Genomic DNA, 15633 nt, shown 5'->3' with positions numbered 1-15633 from the left:
GGACGCAGCGGACATGACGCAATATCTCGATTTCGAGAAACCCTTGTCGGAGGTCGAGGGCAAGGCCGAGGAGCTGCGCGCGATGGCGCAGTCCGACTCCAAGGTCGATGTCGAGAAGGAGGCCTCGCAGCTCGACCAGAAGGCGAGCGACATGCTGGCCAACCTTTACCGCAACCTGTCTCCCTGGCAGAAGGCGCAGGTCGCGCGCCATGCCGAGCGCCCGCATTGCAAGGACTACATCGAGCGGCTCTTCACCGAATGGACGCCGCTTGCCGGCGACCGCAATTTCGCAGACGACCACGCGGTCATGGGCGGGCTCGCCCGGCTCGACGGGCGGTCGGTGATGGTGATCGGCCATGAGAAGGGGCACGACACCCGTACCCGGATCGAGCGGAACTTCGGCATGGCCCGGCCCGAGGGCTACCGCAAGGCGATCCGCCTGATGCAGATGGCCGACCGGTTCGGCCTGCCGGTCGTCACGCTGATCGACACGCCCGGCGCCTATCCCGGCAAGGGCGCGGAGGAGCGGGGCCAGTCCGAGGCCATCGCGCGGTCGACGCAGGAATGCCTGCGCCTCGGCGTGCCGCTCGTCAGCGTGGTAATCGGAGAGGGCGGCTCCGGTGGCGCCGTGGCCTTCGCGACGGCCAACCGCGTGGCGATGCTCGAGCACTCGATCTATTCGGTCATCTCGCCCGAGGGCTGCGCCTCGATCCTCTGGAAGAACGCCGAGAAAATGCGCGAGGCGGCGGAGGCGTTGCGCCTCACCGCGCAGGACCTCCTGAAGCTCGACGTGATCGACCGGATCGTAGCCGAGCCGCTGGGCGGCGCGCACCGGGATCGCCATGCCACCATCGCCTCCGTCGGCACGGCGCTCACGGCGATGCTCGCGGAGTTCGACGGGCAGGACGCCGAGGCCCTGCGCAGGCAGCGGCGCGCCAAGTATCTCGGCATGGGCTCCAAGGGGCTCGCCGCCTGATCCCCCGGCGCCGGTCCGTCAGGGCCGCCGGTACACGCCTTCGGGCAGGTTCAGCGCGGTGACGAGATCGCGCAACTGCCCGTTGGTCAGCGTGACCCGGACGGGCTCGCCGCTCCGGGGGTCGAGTTGCGTCAGTGTCACGCATTCCTCGAAGGCGGAAACGACGACGTCCTCCCCGGGCGGCGTGCCCGGCTCACCCTCGTCCACCAGCGTGACCACCGTGGCGTCGAATCCATGTTCGATCGAAAACATCCGTTCTCCGTTCGTTATCCCGTAACCGTGGCTCGACTTTGCGCTGACATCGGTCGCGACGATCTTGTAGACGGTGGGAACGTACCGACATCCGGGGAGAAATCCATGCGCCTTCCTTTCCTCGCCGCGCTGGCGTCGTGCCTTCTTTCGGCCTGTGTCGCGGTCGAGTCGTCCGCCCCCGAGGCCCCTGCCCCCGCGGGGGGGCCGGTGCCCGACCGGGTGTCGAGCGCCACGGCGACGACGAACTTCCGGACCGCGGTCGACCGGGTGGAGCCCGCGGCCGAAGGGCTGTGCCGGCAGCGCCTGCAGGACGTGAACTGCGACTTCCTGATCCGGATCGACCCGAACCCGAGCGCGCCGCCCAACGCGTTCCAGTCCCTCGACAAGAACGGCCGGCCGGTCATCACCTTCACCCGGAGCCTGATCGCGGATGCCCGCAACATCGACGAGATCGCCTTCGTCGTCGGCCACGAGAGCGCGCACCATATCGAGCAGCACATCGCCCGGCAGCAGCAATCCGCGGCTACGGGCGCGCTCGTCGGCGGGTTGATCGCCTCCGTCGCGGGCGCGGACGGGCGCACCGTCAACGAGATCAGCCGGCTCGGCGCCGGGGTCGGCGCGCGGCGCTTCTCCAAGGAGCATGAGCTCGAAGCCGACGCGCTGGGCACGATCATCGTCACGCGGGCGGGCTACGATCCGATCCGGGGGGCGCAATTCTTCACCCGCATCCCCGATCCCGGCGACCGCTTCCTCGGCACCCATCCGCCCAACGCGGACCGCATCGACATCGTTCGGCGGACCGCGGCCGGCCTCTGACCGCCCGATCATAAAATCGTGACTCCGGGGCACACGAGCCCCGATCCGATCCTAGGTCTTCGGCTGAACGAGAGGAGGACCGTGATGATCGACAGGCGCAAATTGCTGTTCGGAGGGGGTGCCGTCGCGGCGCTGGCGGCGGGCGCGGGGCTTTGGCTGCGCAACGACACGGTCGCGCAGGGGACGTTCCCGATCGAGTTGTCGGACGCGGAATGGCGCGAGCGCCTGACGGACGAGGCGTTCGCCGTGCTTCGCGAGGGCGCGACGGAGCGGCCCTTCTCCAGCCCGCTCAACGACGAGGCGCGGGATGGCGTCTTCAGCTGCGGGGGCTGCGCGCAGGAACTCTATCGCTCGGAGACGAAGTTCAAGAGCGGCACCGGCTGGCCTTCCTTCACGCAGGCCATCGATGGCGCCGTGGGCACGAAGCCGGACCGGTCGCTGATGATGGTCCGGACGGAGGTGCATTGCTCGAATTGCGGCGGGCATCTCGGCCACATCTTCGACGACGGCCCGGAGCCCACGGGCAAGCGCCATTGCCTCAACGGCGCGGCGCTTGATTTCGCGCCGGCCACGGCCTGACCGCTCAGACCGGGCGGCCCCAGAGGTCATATTCGCTGGCCTCGTCCACCTCGACGGTGAGCATGTCGCCGGAGGCCAGCGTCTCGAACCCTTCGTCGATGAAGAGGTTGCCGTCGATCTCCGGCGCGTCCGCCTTTGTCCGGCAGGTCGCGCCCTCCGCGTCGACGGCGTCCACGATCACCTCCTGCCGGGTGCCGACCTTCGCCGCGAGCTTCGCGGCCGAGATCGCTTGCGCGCGCTCCATGAAGCGGGCGAACCGCTCCTCCTTCACGTCTTCGGGAACGTGGTCGGGCAGGGCGTTCGACCGCGCACCGGCCACGTTCTCGTAGCGAAAGGCGCCGACGCGGTCGAGCTGCGCCGCGTCGAGCCAGTCGAGCAGCGTCTCGAACTCGGCCTCGGTCTCGCCCGGATAGCCGACGATGAAGGTGGAGCGCAGCGTGATGTCGGGGCAGATCGCGCGCCACTCGGCGATCCGGTCGAGCGTCCGCTCCGCCGCGGCCGGTCGCGCCATGCGGCGCAACGTGTCGGGATGCGCGTGCTGGAACGGCACGTCGAGATAGGGCAGCACCGCCCCCTCCGCCATCAACGGCACGAGGTCGCGCACGAAGGGGTAAGGATAGACGTAATGGAGCCGCACCCATGCGCCGAGCGAGCCCAGATCCCGGGCAAGGTTCACGATATGCGCGCCCGCCCCCGCACGGTCCTTCCAGTCGGTGCCGTAGGCGGAGGTGTCCTGGCTGATCACCAGCAGCTCCCGCACCCCGGCCTCCACCAGCTTCTCCGCCTCGCGCATCACCGCCCGATGCGGGCGCGAGGCGAGCCGGCCCCGCATGTCGGGGATGATGCAGAACCGGCACTTGTGATTGCAGCCCTCGGAAATCTTCAGATAGCTGAAATGCCGCAGCGTGAGGCTCACGCCGGATGCGGGCAGGAGGTCCACGAACGGGTCCGGCGCGGGCGGCACGGTGGCGTGGACGGCGTCCAGAACCTGCTCGTATTGCTGCGGGCCGGTGACGGCGAGCACCTTCGGATGCGCGCCGGTGATGTAGTCCGGCTCCGCGCCGAGACAGCCGGTGACGATCACCCGCCCGTTCTCGCGCAGCGCCTCGCCGATCGCGTCGAGGCTTTCTGCCTTGGCGCTGTCGAGAAAGCCGCAGGTGTTCACGATCACCGCCTCGGCGTCCGCATAGTCCGGGCTGATCGCGTAGCCCTCGGCGCGCAAACGGGTCAGGATACGTTCGCTGTCCACCAGCGCCTTCGGACAGCCGAGGCTGACCATGCCGATCTTCGGCTGGCCGGGCCGGGCGTCGCCGGGCAGGACGGCGCGCGGCGCCAGGTCGGGGCGGAGATCGGGCGGGTTCTGCGACATGGGCCGGCACATAGGCGCACCGGACCCCGGGCGGAAGCCCTTGCGGCTTCGCGGGGTGCGTTTCATCGTCGGCGAAAACGAGGTCGGGCATGAAATGGATCGTTCGGGGCGCCGTCGCGCTCCTTCTCGCGGTGGTGGTGTTGATCGGGCTCGCCTGGACGATCCCGAAGGAGCGGATCGCCCGCATCGCCGCCGACCGGATCGAGGCCGCGACCGGCCGCGCGGTCACGATCGGGGGACCGGTCTCCGCGACGCTCTGGCCCCGGCTCGGCGTCCGGGCGGAGGGGATCGCGCTCGCCAATGCCGCGTGGTCGGAGGCCGGGCCGATGCTGGCGGCGGCGGCGTTCGAGGTCGGCCTGTCGCCCGCCATCCTGCTCGGGGGCGACCTCCGGATCGACAGCCTTGCGGTGGAGGGCGCACGGCTCGTGCTGGAGCGGCGGACCGACGGGACCGGGAACTGGACGTTCGACGTCGCGGACGCGGGCGACACCTCCGGCGGCGGGACCGAACCGGGCAGCGCGATGAAAGGCCTGGCGGTCGGCGCGGCAACACTGGCGGATACGGAGATCGTCTTGATCGACCACGCCACCGCCCGGCGGATCGAGCTGCGGGATGTGAACCTCGAAACCGGCTTCGCCGGGCCCGACATGCCCGTGGAGCTTGCTGGCACCGCCCGGATCGGCGAACGGCCCGTCCGGTTCGACGCGCGCGTCGACGCCCTCGCACCGCTTCTCGACGGGGGGCCCACCGGTCTCTCCGCCGTCCTCGAAGGCGACGCGACGTCGCTCAGCTTCGAGGGACGGCTCGGCCTCGATCCTCTGTCGCTCGCCGGCGCGGCCGAGATCGCCTCCTCCGACGGCTTTGCCCTGTTCGGATCGCTGGGCGTGACGCCGCCGGCGCTTCCGCCGGGTCTGGGCGCGGCGAGGGTGGACGTCGCCGCCGCCGTCACGCTGGCCCCGGAGGGCACGATCCACCTGCGCGACATCGTGGCAGAACTCGACGGCAATCGCATCACCGGCAGGCTGGACCTCGACCCCGCCGGCGAACGCCCGCGACTCGCCGGCGCGCTGGCCGCCGATGCGCTGGCCTTTCCGGGTGCGAAGGCGGGCGGCGCGGACAGCGGCGAGGACGACGAGGGCCGGTCGGCGGAGCCCATCGACGCCTCGGGTCTCTTCGCGCTCGACGCCGAACTGACTGTCGAGACCGGGACCGTCGCCTACGGGGACGTCCGCATCGACGCCCTTTCGGCGGCGCTCGCGCTCGAGAACGGCCGCGCCGTGCTCCGTCTCGACCCGCTCCGCGCCTATGGCGGGGCGGTGACGGGCCGGGTGGTCCTGAACGGGCGCGGCGAGCTGTCGGGCCGGGCCGTGCTCGACATCGCCGGATTGCAGCTGCAGCCGCTCCTCACCGACCTTGCCGGGCAGGACCGGCTCAGCGCCACGGCGGACGCGTCGATCGACCTCTCGAGCTCGGGCGAAAGCGTGCTTGCGCTGATGGCCGGGCTCGAGGGGGAGACATCCGTCCGACTCGGCCCCGGCACCTTCGCCGGGCTCGACATCGCCGGCATGGTCCGTACGCGCGACCTCGGCTATCGGGGCGAAGGGCAGCGGACGGTGTTCGACGCTCTGTCGGCCTCCTTCGACGTGGCGCAGGGCGTCGCGCGCGGTGACGACCTCACGCTCGACGCGCCCTATCTTTCCGCCACGGGTGCAGGGGCCATCGACCTCGGACGGCAAAGCCTCGACTACCGGCTCATCCCGACCCTGCGCGCGGAGGACGACGGCGAAGGGCTTTCCGTGCCCCTCCTGATCGACGGGCCATGGCACGACCCGCGCGTGCGCCCCGATCTGGAATACGTCGCGCGGCAGCGGATCGAAGCGGTGGGCGATCGAGCCGAGGACCGCGTGCGCGAGAAACTGGCCGAGGAGCTCGACCTCGCGCCGGAGCGGCTCGACAGCCGCGAAGCCATCGAGGACGCGATCCGCGAGCGGGTGGGCGACCGGCTCCGCGGCCTTCTGGGCGATCGCTGACGTCCGCCGCTGGACCCGACCCCGCCGCCGCGCTATCTGCGCGTGCAACCCAGAAGGGAAGTCCATGAGCGTCAGCCTCCTCGCCACTTTCGTCAAACCCGTCCACCGTGAGGGCCCGAAGTTCATCGCCGCCTTCGCGGTCGTGACGGCCATCCTGTGGCTCCTGTGGGAGCCGTTGGGGCTTTTGGGCCTCGTGCTGACGGTGTGGTGCTACTACTTCTTCCGCGATCCCGACCGGACCGTGCCGATGGACGAGGGGCTGATCGTCTCGCCCGCCGACGGAATCGTGTCGCTGATCGGGCCGGCCATTCCGCCGGCGGAGCTCGACCTCGGGCCCCAGCCGTTGATGCGCGTCTCGGTCTTCATGTCGGTCTTCGATTGCCATGTGAACCGCGCGCCCGTCGCCGGCGAGGTGACGGAGGTGGCCTACCGGCCGGGCAAGTTCCTGTCCGCTGAGCTCGACAAGGCCTCGGAGGAGAACGAGCGCAACGGCCTCGTCCTCACCATGGCCGACGGCACCCGGCTCGGCGTCGTGCAGATCGCGGGCCTCGTGGCCCGGCGGATCCTGTGCGAGGTGGATACCGGCGCGCAGCTCGAGCGCGGCGACCGGTTCGGCCTGATCCGCTTCGGCTCGCGGCTCGACGTCTATCTGCCGGAAGGCACGGCGCCGCGCGTCTCGGTCGGGCAGGTGATGACCTCCGGGGAATCAGTGCTCGCCGTGATCGGCCGCGACGACACCGCCACCGCGAGGACGGAATGACCGCTCCGCGCGAGCCGCGGGAGACGCCGTTCCCCGTCGTCCTGCTTCTGCCGAACCTCGTGACGATCCTCGGGCTCTGCTTCGGACTGACCTCGATCCGCTTCACCTTCGCAGACCAGTACAGCTGGGCCGCGGGCTTTCTCGTGCTTGCGGCGCTCGTGGACGGAATGGACGGGCTGCTGGCGCGGCGCCTGAACGCCTCCTCGCCCTTCGGGGCGGAACTCGACTCGCTGTCGGACTTCGTGTGCTTCGGCGTGTCGCCCGCGCTGCTCGTCTATAATTTCGGACTGGACGGACTGGCCGGAATGGGCTGGATCGCGGCGCTGACCTTCGCGATCTGCTGCTGCCTCCGGCTGGCGCGGTTCAACGTGAACGCGAAGGCGGAGACGAACTCCAAGGGCTCCTTCACCGGCGTACCGGCACCGGCGGGCGCAATGCTCGGCATCTTCCCCGTCTCGCTGCACCTCGCGGGGTTCCTCGACCTGCGCGACGCGCCGATCCTGATCGCGATCTGGATGATCCTCGTGGGCGGGCTGATGGTCGCGCGGTTCACGACCATCTCGCTCAAGACGGTGCGGATCAGCCGGGAAAACGCCGTCTATGTCCTGATCGGCGCGACGGTGGCGATCGGCTTCATGCTGACGCGGCTCTGGCTGTTCCACGTCCTGATGTCGGTGGCCTATCTCTGCATGCTCCTGCAGGGAGCGGTCGCCCAGCGGCGCCGCCGCCGGGCAGGCTGACCGGACGGGATCAGCGGCGGCGGTCCCGGCGCGAGGACATCGGCTGGAACGCGACGGAGACATGCGCCTCGCAATAGGGCTTGCCCGCCTGGACCTGCAGACCGCAGAACCAGAATTTCTCGGTGGCCGGGTCGCCGATGGGCCATTTGCAGGTCCGTTCGGTCAGCTCCATGAGCGAGATTTTCTTCGCCGTCCTTTCGACCGCGTTCACCTTGGCGAGCGCCTCGGGCGAAATCTCGTTGGCCGAGGGCTGCGGCGGCAGCGGCTGACCGGCCATCAGCGGCTTGCGGAGCGGCGTGACCGACGCGCCGTGCGGCACGGCGGCCATGGTGCGCGGCTCGTCGTCCTCCTCGGGTTCGGGCTCCGCATCCGGCGCGTCCGGAACCGCCTCGGGTTCGATCTCGGGCTCCGCCACCGGCTCGGATCCCAGGTCGGCCTCGGCGACCGGCGCCGCATCCGTGACGGGTTTTTCGCCATCGACGCCGCGGTTCGAAAGGCCCAGACGGTGGACCTTGCCGATCACGGCGTTGCGCGTCACGCCGCCCAGCTCCTTGGCGATCTGCGACGCGGAGGCGCCCTCGGTCCACATGCGCTTCAGCGTTTCGACACGCTCGTCGGTCCAGGCCATCGATGTCTCCTTGTCTGTCCGCTCCGGCCGCCAGCACGCACAAGGGGTGGCGATCCCGGACGAAACGCTATTGTAAGCATCCCGCGGCAGCGCGACAAGGCGGCCCGTCCGAGTTCGAGAGGCAGCAGATGACCGACACGACAGCGATGCAACACGACGCGCAGGCCGCCCGTCACGGCGTGCGCCGGTTCGGCCGGGTCAACTGGCTCGGGCTGCAGACGCTGATCCTGCGCGAGGTGCGGCGCTTCACCACGGTCTGGACCCAGACGCTGCTCGCCCCGCTCGCCACCGCGGCGCTCTTTCTTCTGGTCTTCTCTCTCGCGGTGGGCACGCGGCGCGGCGAGGTGATGGGGCTGCCCTTCGTGCATTTCCTCGCGCCCGGCATCCTGATGATGACGGTGATCCAGAACAGCTTCGCCAACGTCTCCTCCTCCATCGTGATCTCCAAGGTGCAGGGCAACATCGTCGACACGCTGATGCCGCCGCTGTCGGGGGGCGAGCTGGTGGTGGGCTACCTCGCCGGCGGGATAGCGCGGGGCCTCGTCGTCGCGGTGGCCATCGCGGTGCTGATGTTCCCGTTCCTCGGCCTCGGCATTCACAACCCGTTGATGGCGGTGGTCTGGGTGGCGCTCGGCGGCGCGTTCCTGGGCGCGCTCGGGCTCGTCGCCGGGGTGTTCGCCAACAAGTTCGATCAGATGGCGGCGATCACGAACTTCATCATCACGCCGCTGAGCTTTCTGTCGGGAACGTTCTACTCGATCGACGGTCTGCCGCCGGTCATGCGCGCGCTGAGTCACGTCAATCCGGTCTTCTACCTGATCGACGGCCTGCGTTCCGCCGTGCTCGGCGTGTCGGACAGCTCGCCGGTGCTGGGCTTCTTCGTGGTGACCGGCGCCACCCTCGCCGTCGCGACGCTCGGCTGGTGGATGTTCCGGACGGGCTATCGCCTGAAGTCCTGAGCCTTTGGACGGCCCTAAAGGCCGAGGCACCAGCGCATGATCGCCTTCTGGGCGTGAAGCCGGTTCTCGGCCTCGTCGAAGACGACGGATCGCGGTCCGTCGAGCACCTCGTCGGTGATCTCCTCGCCGCGATGGGCGGGCAGGCAATGCATCACCAGCGCATGCTCCGGTGCCGCCGCCATCAGCCGGGCGTTCACCTGATAGGGGCGCAGGAGATTGTGACGTCGCTGGCGCGAGGATTCGGCGTCGCCCATCGACACCCAGGTATCGGTCACCACGAGATCCGCGTCCCGCACCGCCGCATCCGGGTCGCGCTCGATGCGGACCTCGCAACCGGCCTCCCGCGCCGCGCCGACGAGCCCGGCATCGGGGTCGAGCTGCTCGGGCCCGGCAAAGGTGAAATCGAAGCCGAAGCTCGCCGCCGCGTGGAGGAAGCTCTGCGCGACGTTGTTGCCGTCGCCCATCCAGGCGACCCGCTTGCCGGCGATCGGGCCGCGATGCTCCTCGAAGGTCATCACGTCGGCCATGATCTGGCAGGGATGCGATCGGTCGGTCAGCCCGTTTATGACAGGCACGGAGGCATGCTCGGCCATCTCGAAGAGGATGTCCTCTCCGAAGGTGCGGATCATGATCAAATCGACGTAGCGCGACAGGACGCGCGCGGTGTCGGCGATGGTCTCGCCGTGGCCGAGCTGCATCTCCGCGCCCGAGAGGACCATGCTCGTACCCCCCATCTGGCGGACGCCCACGTCGAAGCTGACGCGGGTGCGGGTGGAGGGCTTCTCGAAGATCAGCGCGACCATCCGCCCGGCAAGCGGCAACTCGTCGTCGGGCGTGCCCTTCGGCCGGCCGCCCCGCGCCGCCTTCATGGCACCGGCGCGGCCGAGGATCTCGCGCAGCGCGGCCGGGTCGGTGCGGTGGATGTCGAGGAAATGCGTCATCTGGATCTCCGGTCGGAGAGCGCCGGGGGCTGTCTGCCCCCGGGCCCCCGAGGATATTTCGGAAGCAAAGACGGTCAGGCGTTCGCCGGCTCGGCGATGGCGGCGGCGACCCGGTCGAGTCGCGCCAACGCCTCGCGCAGATCCGCGTCCGCGATGTTGAGCGCGGGAAGGACCCGCACGACGCCGTCTGCGGCCGGGACGAGGCAGACCTGCTCGCGGTAGGCGCCCTCGATCACATCCGTGTTCGGAACCCGGCATTTCAGGCCCAGCATCAGACCCGATCCGCGCACCGCCTCGAACACGTCGGGATGCGAGGCGACGAGCCCTTCGAGACCCTGGCGGAACGCGCCCGCCTTGCGGCGCACCTCCGACAGGAAGTCTTCCGTGGCGACGATTTCCATCACCGCGTTGCCCACGGCGCAGGCGAGCGGGTTGCCCCCGTAGGTGGAGCCGTGCGTGCCCGCCGTAAGCCCGATCGCGGCCGCCTCGGACGCGAGGACGGCGCCAAGGGGGAAGCCGCCGCCGATGCCCTTCGCCACCATCATGATGTCGGGCGCGATGCCCGCCCATTCATGCGCGAAGAGCTTGCCGGTCCGGCCCATGCCGCATTGCACCTCGTCGAGGATCAGCAGCGTGCCGGTCGCATCGCAAAGCTCGCGCAGGCCGCGCAGGCACTGGTCGGGGACCGGTATGATCCCGCCTTCGCCCTGCACCGGCTCGAGAATGATGGCGGCCACGTCGTCGGCCTCCAGCGCCGCCCGGAGCAGATCGTGATCGCCGAAGGGCAGGTGGCGGAAGCCGGGCAGGAGGGGGCCGAAGCCGCGCGTCATCTTCTCGGAGCCGGCCGCGGCGATGCCGGCGGCGGAACGGCCGTGGAAGCTGCCGGTGAAGGCGAGGATCACGTTGCGCTCGGGCTGACCCTTCTCGAACCAGTATTTCCGGGCCATCTTCACCGCGAGCTCGCAGGCTTCCGTGCCCGAATTGGTGAAGAAGCAGGTATCCGCGAAGGTCGACGCCACCAGCCGTTCGGCCAGGGCTTCCTGCTGGGGGATGTGATAAAGGTTCGACGTGTGCCAGAGCGCCTGCGCCTGCTCGGTCAGCGCACGGGTCAGGACGGGATGGGCGTGGCCCAGCACGTTGACCGCGATCCCCGCGCCGAGATCGAGGAAGCGTCGCCCGTCCGCTTCCACCAGCCAGGACCCTTCGCCCGAGACGAAGCTCAGGGGGGCGCGGTTGTAGGTGGGAAGGATGGCGGGGATCATGGCCGGGCCTCTGGGGTTGCGGGTTCAGGCGTCCGGCGTGGCGGAATTACCGGTATCTGTCAATTCGGAGGGCGCGTCCCGAACGCGCCCGGCCCGCAATCGATCGACCGTCCCTCGACATCGCCCGACCGAACGGGCAAGGGTTAACAGCATGTGGCCCCGTACCCGCGCTCTCTCCGTCCATCTCCTGACCGCCACCGGTGCGGTCTTCGCGATGCTGTCGCTTCTGGCGGCGGTGGACGGGGCCTGGTCGGGCATGTTCCTGTGGCTTCTGATGGCGTTGATCGTCGACGGCGTGGACGGCCCGCTTGCCCGCCGCTGGGACGTGACGCTGCACGCGGCGCGGTTCGACGGGGTGCTGCTCGACCTCATCATCGACTACCTGACCTACGTCTTCATCCCGGTCTACGCGCTTTATGCGAGCGGCCTCGTGCCGGGCTGGCCGGGCTGGGGCATCCTGATCGTGGTACCGTTCGCCAGCGCGCTGTATTTCTGCGACACGCGGATGAAGACCCCGGATGCGAGCTTCGAGGGGTTCCCCGGCTGCTGGAACATGGTGGCGCTCGTGGTCTTCGTGCTGGAGCCGAACCCGTGGCTGACGCTCGGCGTGTCGATCGTCCTCTCGGTCGCGATGTTCATGCCCTGGCGGTTCGTCCATCCGGTGCGAACGACGCGCTGGCGGGCGCTTACGCTGGCGATCACCACGGCGTGGATGGTGCTGGCGCTGATCGCGGCCTGGGGCGAGTTCGGGCTGGGCGAAGTACTGGGATGGACCTTCGCAGTTTGCAGCCTCTACCTGCTCTGCGCCGGTCTGGTGCAGCAGGTGACCGAGAAACGAAGCTAGAGGTCGACCGATCCGTCCGGGGTCGCCTCGGGCTCCGGATCGACGGTCAGCGGATCCTTCCGGCGGATCAGGATGTCGCCGTTCTCGAGGATTTCCGGCGCCTCGTAGGCGTCGACATCCTCGACCACGTCGCCCAGGTTGCGCTGCAACTCTTCCAGATAGGGACGCGCCTCCTCGGCCAGTCCCCGGAAACCGCGCAGGGCCGGTTCCACCTCTTCGCGCAGGCCGTCCATGAACAGGCGCAGGCCCCGCTCCATCGAGGAGCCTTCGTCGGGCGGCGTGTCCTGCGCGTGGGCGGGCAGGGCGAGGAGGAGGGCGAACGCGAAGTACCTCATGCCGTGGGAGATGGATCGGGGGCCGGGCGGGTCAAGACCGGCCGGGGTCGCGACGCTCAGACGTTGCCGGCCTGTATCCGCTCCCAGGCGCGGTTGATGGCGACGAGCCGCTTCTCCGCAAGTTTCACCGCCTCCTCGGGCAGGCCCCGCGCCATCATCCGGTCGGGATGCGTTTCCCGCACCGCCTGGCGCCAGGCGGCGCGGATCTCGGGCATCGGCGTGCCCGGCGCCACGCCCAGCACGTCGTAGCAATCGGGCTCGCCCGCGCCGAATCGGGCCCGGAGGGAGCGGAACTCCCGGTCGCTCAGACCGAAGATCGCGGCGACGCGGGCAAGGAAAGCGTCCTCGCCCTCGTGGTAGGTGCCGTCGGCCATGGCGATGTGGAACAACCCGTCCATGAGGTCGCACAGCGTCTCGCGGTCGCTCTCGAACATCCGGCGGATGCGGCGCGCGTAGTCCTCGAAACCGGCGACATCCGTGCGGGCGAGGTCGAAAACGCGTGCGGCGTTGTCCTCCTCCTCGGGCGGGATGGTGAAGACCTCGCGGAACGCGGCGACCTCGGCCCGGCTCACATGGCCGTCGGCCTTGGCCATCTTCGCGCCGAGGGCGATCACCGCGATGGTGAAGGCGACCGAACGCTCGGGCGGGGCGCGCAGGCGGTCGAACAGGTTCGACAACGCCTCGCCCGGGGCAAGGCTCGCGAGCGCGGCGAGGATGCGGGCCCAGAGGGTCATGGCGTGTCTCCTAGCCGCTCGTCAGGGCGACGAGAACGGCGATCTCGGAGAATTGCTGCACCGCGCCCAGCACGTCGCCCGTCTGTCCGCCGATCCGGGTACGGGCGAGGTGGCCGAGCCCCCAAAGCGCGGCCACGACGAGCGCGCCCGCGAGCAGGCCGTGCGCCCCGTGCAGGGCGAGCGCCCCGATCGCCAGTCCAGCCGCCATGTAGGTCGCCCGGGCCGGGGGGCGTCCGGTCCCGCGCGACAGCCCGTCCGCGCGGGCCGCCGGAAGCCACCGCATCGCCACCGCCATCGGCGCGCGGCTGACCAGCGCGGCGGTCACGACGACCGCGAAGAACTGCCCCTGCATCAGTGCCGTCGCCACTAGCGACCAGCGCAGCATCAGCGACAGGACGAGCGCGATCGTGCCGTAGGTGCCGATCCGGCTGTCGCGCATGATCTCAAGTCGTCGCGCACGGTCCCCGCCGCCCCAAAGCCCGTCGGCCGTGTCCGCGAGTCCGTCCTCGTGCAGCGCACCGGAAAGCAGGACGGAGACCGCCACCGTCACCGCCGCCGCCACGGCCTGCGTCGCACCGAACCCCCACACGAGCCAGCCGCAGGCGGCAGCGACGAAGCCGACGAGCAGGCCGATGACGGGCCAGGCCCAGGCGGCGTCGGCGGCGCGCGCGCTCGGCGTGCCCCGGACGGGCAGGCGGGTCAGGAGCATCGCGGCGGCGTCGAGGTCGGATCTCAGGCTCATGTCGCACCCGGCTGGTGAAGGGACGTCCCGTCGCATATCGCTGCCACCGCTGCCGGTAAAGACGGCGACGGACCACGATTGACGGAGCGCCCATGACCGATTTCGCCACCTTCGCCGACCTGCGCGCCGCCCTGGACGACATGCCCGGCCCCGACCTCGCTGCGAGACAGGCCGCCGCAGAGCGCAACGGGCAGCTCACCAAGCCTCCCGGCGCCCTCGGGCGGCTCGAAAACCTGGCGATCTGGTGCGCAGGCTGGGCCGGCGATCCGCGCCCCGCGCTCGACGCGCCGCAGGTGCTGGTCTTCGCCGGCAACCACGGCGTCGCGGCGCAAGGCGTCAGCGCCTTCCCGGCCGAGGTGACGGCGCAGATGGTCGGCAACTTCCGGGCGGGGGGCGCGGCGATCAACCGCCTCTCGGATCTCGCCGGGGCCCGGATGGAGGTGCATGCCCTCGCCCTCGACCGCCCGACCGCGGATTTCACCCGCGGCCCGGCCATGTCGGAGGCGGAGATGTGCGACGCTTTCGCGACCGGCTGGCGCGCGGTGGATCCGTCGGCGGACGTCCTCGTCACCGGCGAGATGGGCATCGGCAACACGACCTCGGCGGCGGCCATCGCTTCGGCGCTTCTTGGCGGAACGGGCTGGGCCGGACGGGGGACAGGGGTGGACGATGCGGGCCTGATGCGGAAGGAGGCGGCGATCGCCGCAGGTCTTGCCGCCAATCCCGCCCGAAGCGGCTTCGAGGTGCTCGCCGCGCTCGGCGGGCGGGAGATCGCGGCGATGGCCGGGGCCATCGCCGGCGCCCGGGCGCACCGCGTGCCGGTGATCCTCGACGGGTTCATCTGCTCGGCGGCGGCGCTGTGTCTGTGGACGGAGGTGCCGGGCGCGCTCGACCACTGCCTCGCGGGTCATCTGTCGGCCGAGGGTTCCCATGCGCGGATGCTCGAGGCGTTGGGCCTCGTCCCGCTCCTCGATCTCGGACTGCGTCTGGGGGAGGGGTCGGGCGCGGCGCTGGCGATCCAGATCCTGCGCGGCGCTCTCGCCTGCCATTCCGGCATGGCCACCTTCGCGGAGGCCGCGGTGTCCGCCGGCTGACGCGGGGCAGGGCGACCGTCCGTGGACGGCTGTCGTCGGGCTTATCCGGCTGGACGCTGCTTGTCCCGTTCCACGATCATCATTGCCAGCGTGTCGGCCATCGACTTCGCCCCGGCACCGCTCGTCACACCCCCCACGCCGACGCGACGCCCCACACGCCACCACATCCCGGGCGTCCAGGCGAAGCCGACGGGGCGCGTCAGGCGAAGCACGAAACCGTTCGACGGCTTGAACGCGAAGACCCCGCGATCCACGGAAGCGATCAGATCGAAGGGCGCGATGACCTCGCCGTTCTCCTGATGCAGGCCCTCCGTGGTCAGAATCAGCGCCTGCGCGGATTCGCACCAGCCCTCGCGGGCAAGGATGACGAGCCCCGTTCCGAAGCCGAGCAGGATCGCCCGCCACGCGAAGGGCATCGTCGCGGACGTCACGGCGATCCACACCAGCATCCCGCCGAGCGCGAGATGGATGGCGAGGCTGGTCGCACGGCGGGGAAGGGACGCGCGGAGGCGTTGGATCGGCTGATTCATGCCCCGACGTAAACTTGCGCCCCCCCCGCTGGCAATCGCGAT

18 protein-coding genes are annotated in these 15633 nt (G+C 70.2%); 9 read left to right on the top strand and 9 right to left on the bottom strand.

The genetic code is table 11. From position 1 onward, the window contains the following. Positions 1–13: 13 nt before the first annotated feature. Positions 14–976 (top strand): acetyl-CoA carboxylase carboxyltransferase subunit alpha, encoded by a 963-nt coding sequence (locus Q1B08_RS01690; protein WP_299813749.1) that lies wholly within the window; start codon positions 14–16, stop codon positions 974–976. Between the two features lie 18 nt (positions 977–994). On the opposite strand, the gene Q1B08_RS01685 is transcribed toward Q1B08_RS01690, so the two are convergent. Further along, on the bottom strand, positions 995–1228 hold the full coding sequence (locus Q1B08_RS01685; protein ID WP_299813746.1) for a hypothetical protein: 234 nt from the start codon (positions 1226–1228) through the stop codon (positions 995–997). 105 nt (positions 1229–1333) lie between these two features. Here Q1B08_RS01685 and Q1B08_RS01680 point away from each other — a divergent pair, with 105 nt between their 5' ends. Continuing rightward, positions 1334–2044 carry a M48 family metallopeptidase gene (locus Q1B08_RS01680; RefSeq protein ID WP_299813743.1) on the top strand — a complete coding sequence of 237 codons (711 nt, stop codon included), beginning with the start codon at positions 1334–1336 and terminating at the stop codon, positions 2042–2044. Positions 2045–2128: 84 nt separating this feature from the next. Beyond that, complete coding sequence (gene msrB / locus Q1B08_RS01675; protein WP_299813740.1) at positions 2129–2623, top strand: peptide-methionine (R)-S-oxide reductase MsrB; 495 nt, start codon at positions 2129–2131, stop codon at positions 2621–2623. A 4-nt stretch (positions 2624–2627) separates the two neighbouring features. On the opposite strand, the gene rimO is transcribed toward msrB, so the two are convergent. Continuing rightward, positions 2628–3992 carry a 30S ribosomal protein S12 methylthiotransferase RimO gene (gene rimO / locus Q1B08_RS01670; RefSeq protein ID WP_299813737.1) on the bottom strand — a complete coding sequence of 455 codons (1365 nt, stop codon included), beginning with the start codon at positions 3990–3992 and terminating at the stop codon, positions 2628–2630. Between the two features lie 89 nt (positions 3993–4081). On the opposite strand from rimO, the gene Q1B08_RS01665 reads away from it, so the two are divergent. The 3 genes from Q1B08_RS01665 (at position 4082) to pssA (ending at position 7522) form a co-directional block, all read left to right on the top strand. Further along, positions 4082–6022, top strand: coding sequence for an AsmA family protein (locus tag Q1B08_RS01665; RefSeq protein ID WP_299813734.1), 1941 nt, complete (start codon positions 4082–4084; stop codon positions 6020–6022). 64 nt (positions 6023–6086) lie between these two features. Beyond that, the gene (locus tag Q1B08_RS01660) at positions 6087–6782 is read left to right on the top strand and encodes a phosphatidylserine decarboxylase (protein WP_299813731.1); all 696 of its coding nucleotides are present in this window, start codon (positions 6087–6089) and stop codon (positions 6780–6782) included. After that, positions 6779–7522 (top strand): CDP-diacylglycerol--serine O-phosphatidyltransferase, encoded by a 744-nt coding sequence (pssA, locus tag Q1B08_RS01655; protein ID WP_299813728.1) that lies wholly within the window; start codon positions 6779–6781, stop codon positions 7520–7522. Before Q1B08_RS01660 ends, pssA begins: the two co-directional genes overlap by 4 nt. Positions 7523–7532: 10 nt before the next feature. On the opposite strand, the gene Q1B08_RS01650 is transcribed toward pssA, so the two are convergent. Beyond that, positions 7533–8150 (bottom strand): GcrA family cell cycle regulator, encoded by a 618-nt coding sequence (locus Q1B08_RS01650; protein WP_299813725.1) that lies wholly within the window; start codon positions 8148–8150, stop codon positions 7533–7535. A 128-nt stretch (positions 8151–8278) separates the two neighbouring features. On the opposite strand from Q1B08_RS01650, the gene Q1B08_RS01645 reads away from it, so the two are divergent. Further along, the gene (locus tag Q1B08_RS01645) at positions 8279–9109 is read left to right on the top strand and encodes an ABC transporter permease (RefSeq protein ID WP_299813722.1); all 831 of its coding nucleotides are present in this window, start codon (positions 8279–8281) and stop codon (positions 9107–9109) included. 14 nt (positions 9110–9123) lie between these two features. Here the strand turns inward: Q1B08_RS01645 and argF are convergent, their stop codons facing one another. Beyond that, positions 9124–10050 carry an ornithine carbamoyltransferase gene (argF, locus tag Q1B08_RS01640; RefSeq protein ID WP_299813719.1) on the bottom strand — a complete coding sequence of 309 codons (927 nt, stop codon included), beginning with the start codon at positions 10048–10050 and terminating at the stop codon, positions 9124–9126. A gap of 74 nt (positions 10051–10124) precedes the next feature. Next, positions 10125–11312 carry an aspartate aminotransferase family protein gene (locus tag Q1B08_RS01635; protein WP_299813716.1) on the bottom strand — a complete coding sequence of 396 codons (1188 nt, stop codon included), beginning with the start codon at positions 11310–11312 and terminating at the stop codon, positions 10125–10127. 151 nt (positions 11313–11463) lie between these two features. Here Q1B08_RS01635 and Q1B08_RS01630 point away from each other — a divergent pair, with 151 nt between their 5' ends. Further along, entirely contained in the window at positions 11464–12156 is a 693-nt protein-coding gene (locus tag Q1B08_RS01630) for a phosphatidylcholine synthase (protein WP_299813713.1), read from the top strand. Here the strand turns inward: Q1B08_RS01630 and Q1B08_RS01625 are convergent. The 3 genes from Q1B08_RS01625 to cobS are packed head-to-tail and all read right to left on the bottom strand — an operon-like array spanning position 12153 to position 13967. Next, the gene (locus tag Q1B08_RS01625) at positions 12153–12491 is read right to left on the bottom strand and encodes a hypothetical protein (protein ID WP_299813710.1); all 339 of its coding nucleotides are present in this window, start codon (positions 12489–12491) and stop codon (positions 12153–12155) included. The two genes, Q1B08_RS01630 and Q1B08_RS01625, sit on opposite strands and share 4 nt — an antisense overlap. 56 nt (positions 12492–12547) lie before the next feature. Continuing rightward, positions 12548–13225 carry a molecular chaperone DjiA gene (locus Q1B08_RS01620; RefSeq protein WP_299813708.1) on the bottom strand — a complete coding sequence of 226 codons (678 nt, stop codon included), beginning with the start codon at positions 13223–13225 and terminating at the stop codon, positions 12548–12550. Positions 13226–13235: 10 nt separating this feature from the next. After that, the gene (gene cobS, locus Q1B08_RS01615; RefSeq protein ID WP_299813705.1) at positions 13236–13967 is read right to left on the bottom strand and encodes an adenosylcobinamide-GDP ribazoletransferase; all 732 of its coding nucleotides are present in this window, start codon (positions 13965–13967) and stop codon (positions 13236–13238) included. Between the two features lie 92 nt (positions 13968–14059). Between cobS and cobT the strand changes: the two genes are divergently transcribed. Next, complete coding sequence (gene cobT / locus Q1B08_RS01610) at positions 14060–15061, top strand: nicotinate-nucleotide--dimethylbenzimidazole phosphoribosyltransferase (RefSeq protein ID WP_299813702.1); 1002 nt, start codon at positions 14060–14062, stop codon at positions 15059–15061. Positions 15062–15102: 41 nt separating this feature from the next. On the opposite strand, the gene Q1B08_RS01605 is transcribed toward cobT, so the two are convergent. Next, the gene (locus tag Q1B08_RS01605) at positions 15103–15591 is read right to left on the bottom strand and encodes a hypothetical protein (protein WP_299813699.1); all 489 of its coding nucleotides are present in this window, start codon (positions 15589–15591) and stop codon (positions 15103–15105) included. Positions 15592–15633 lie beyond the last annotated feature (42 nt).

This window comes from uncultured Jannaschia sp. (assembly GCF_947494025.1).
In the GTDB taxonomy this organism is placed as follows: domain Bacteria; phylum Pseudomonadota; class Alphaproteobacteria; order Rhodobacterales; family Rhodobacteraceae; genus Jannaschia.
This window is presented reverse-complemented; position numbering and strand designations above follow the sequence as displayed.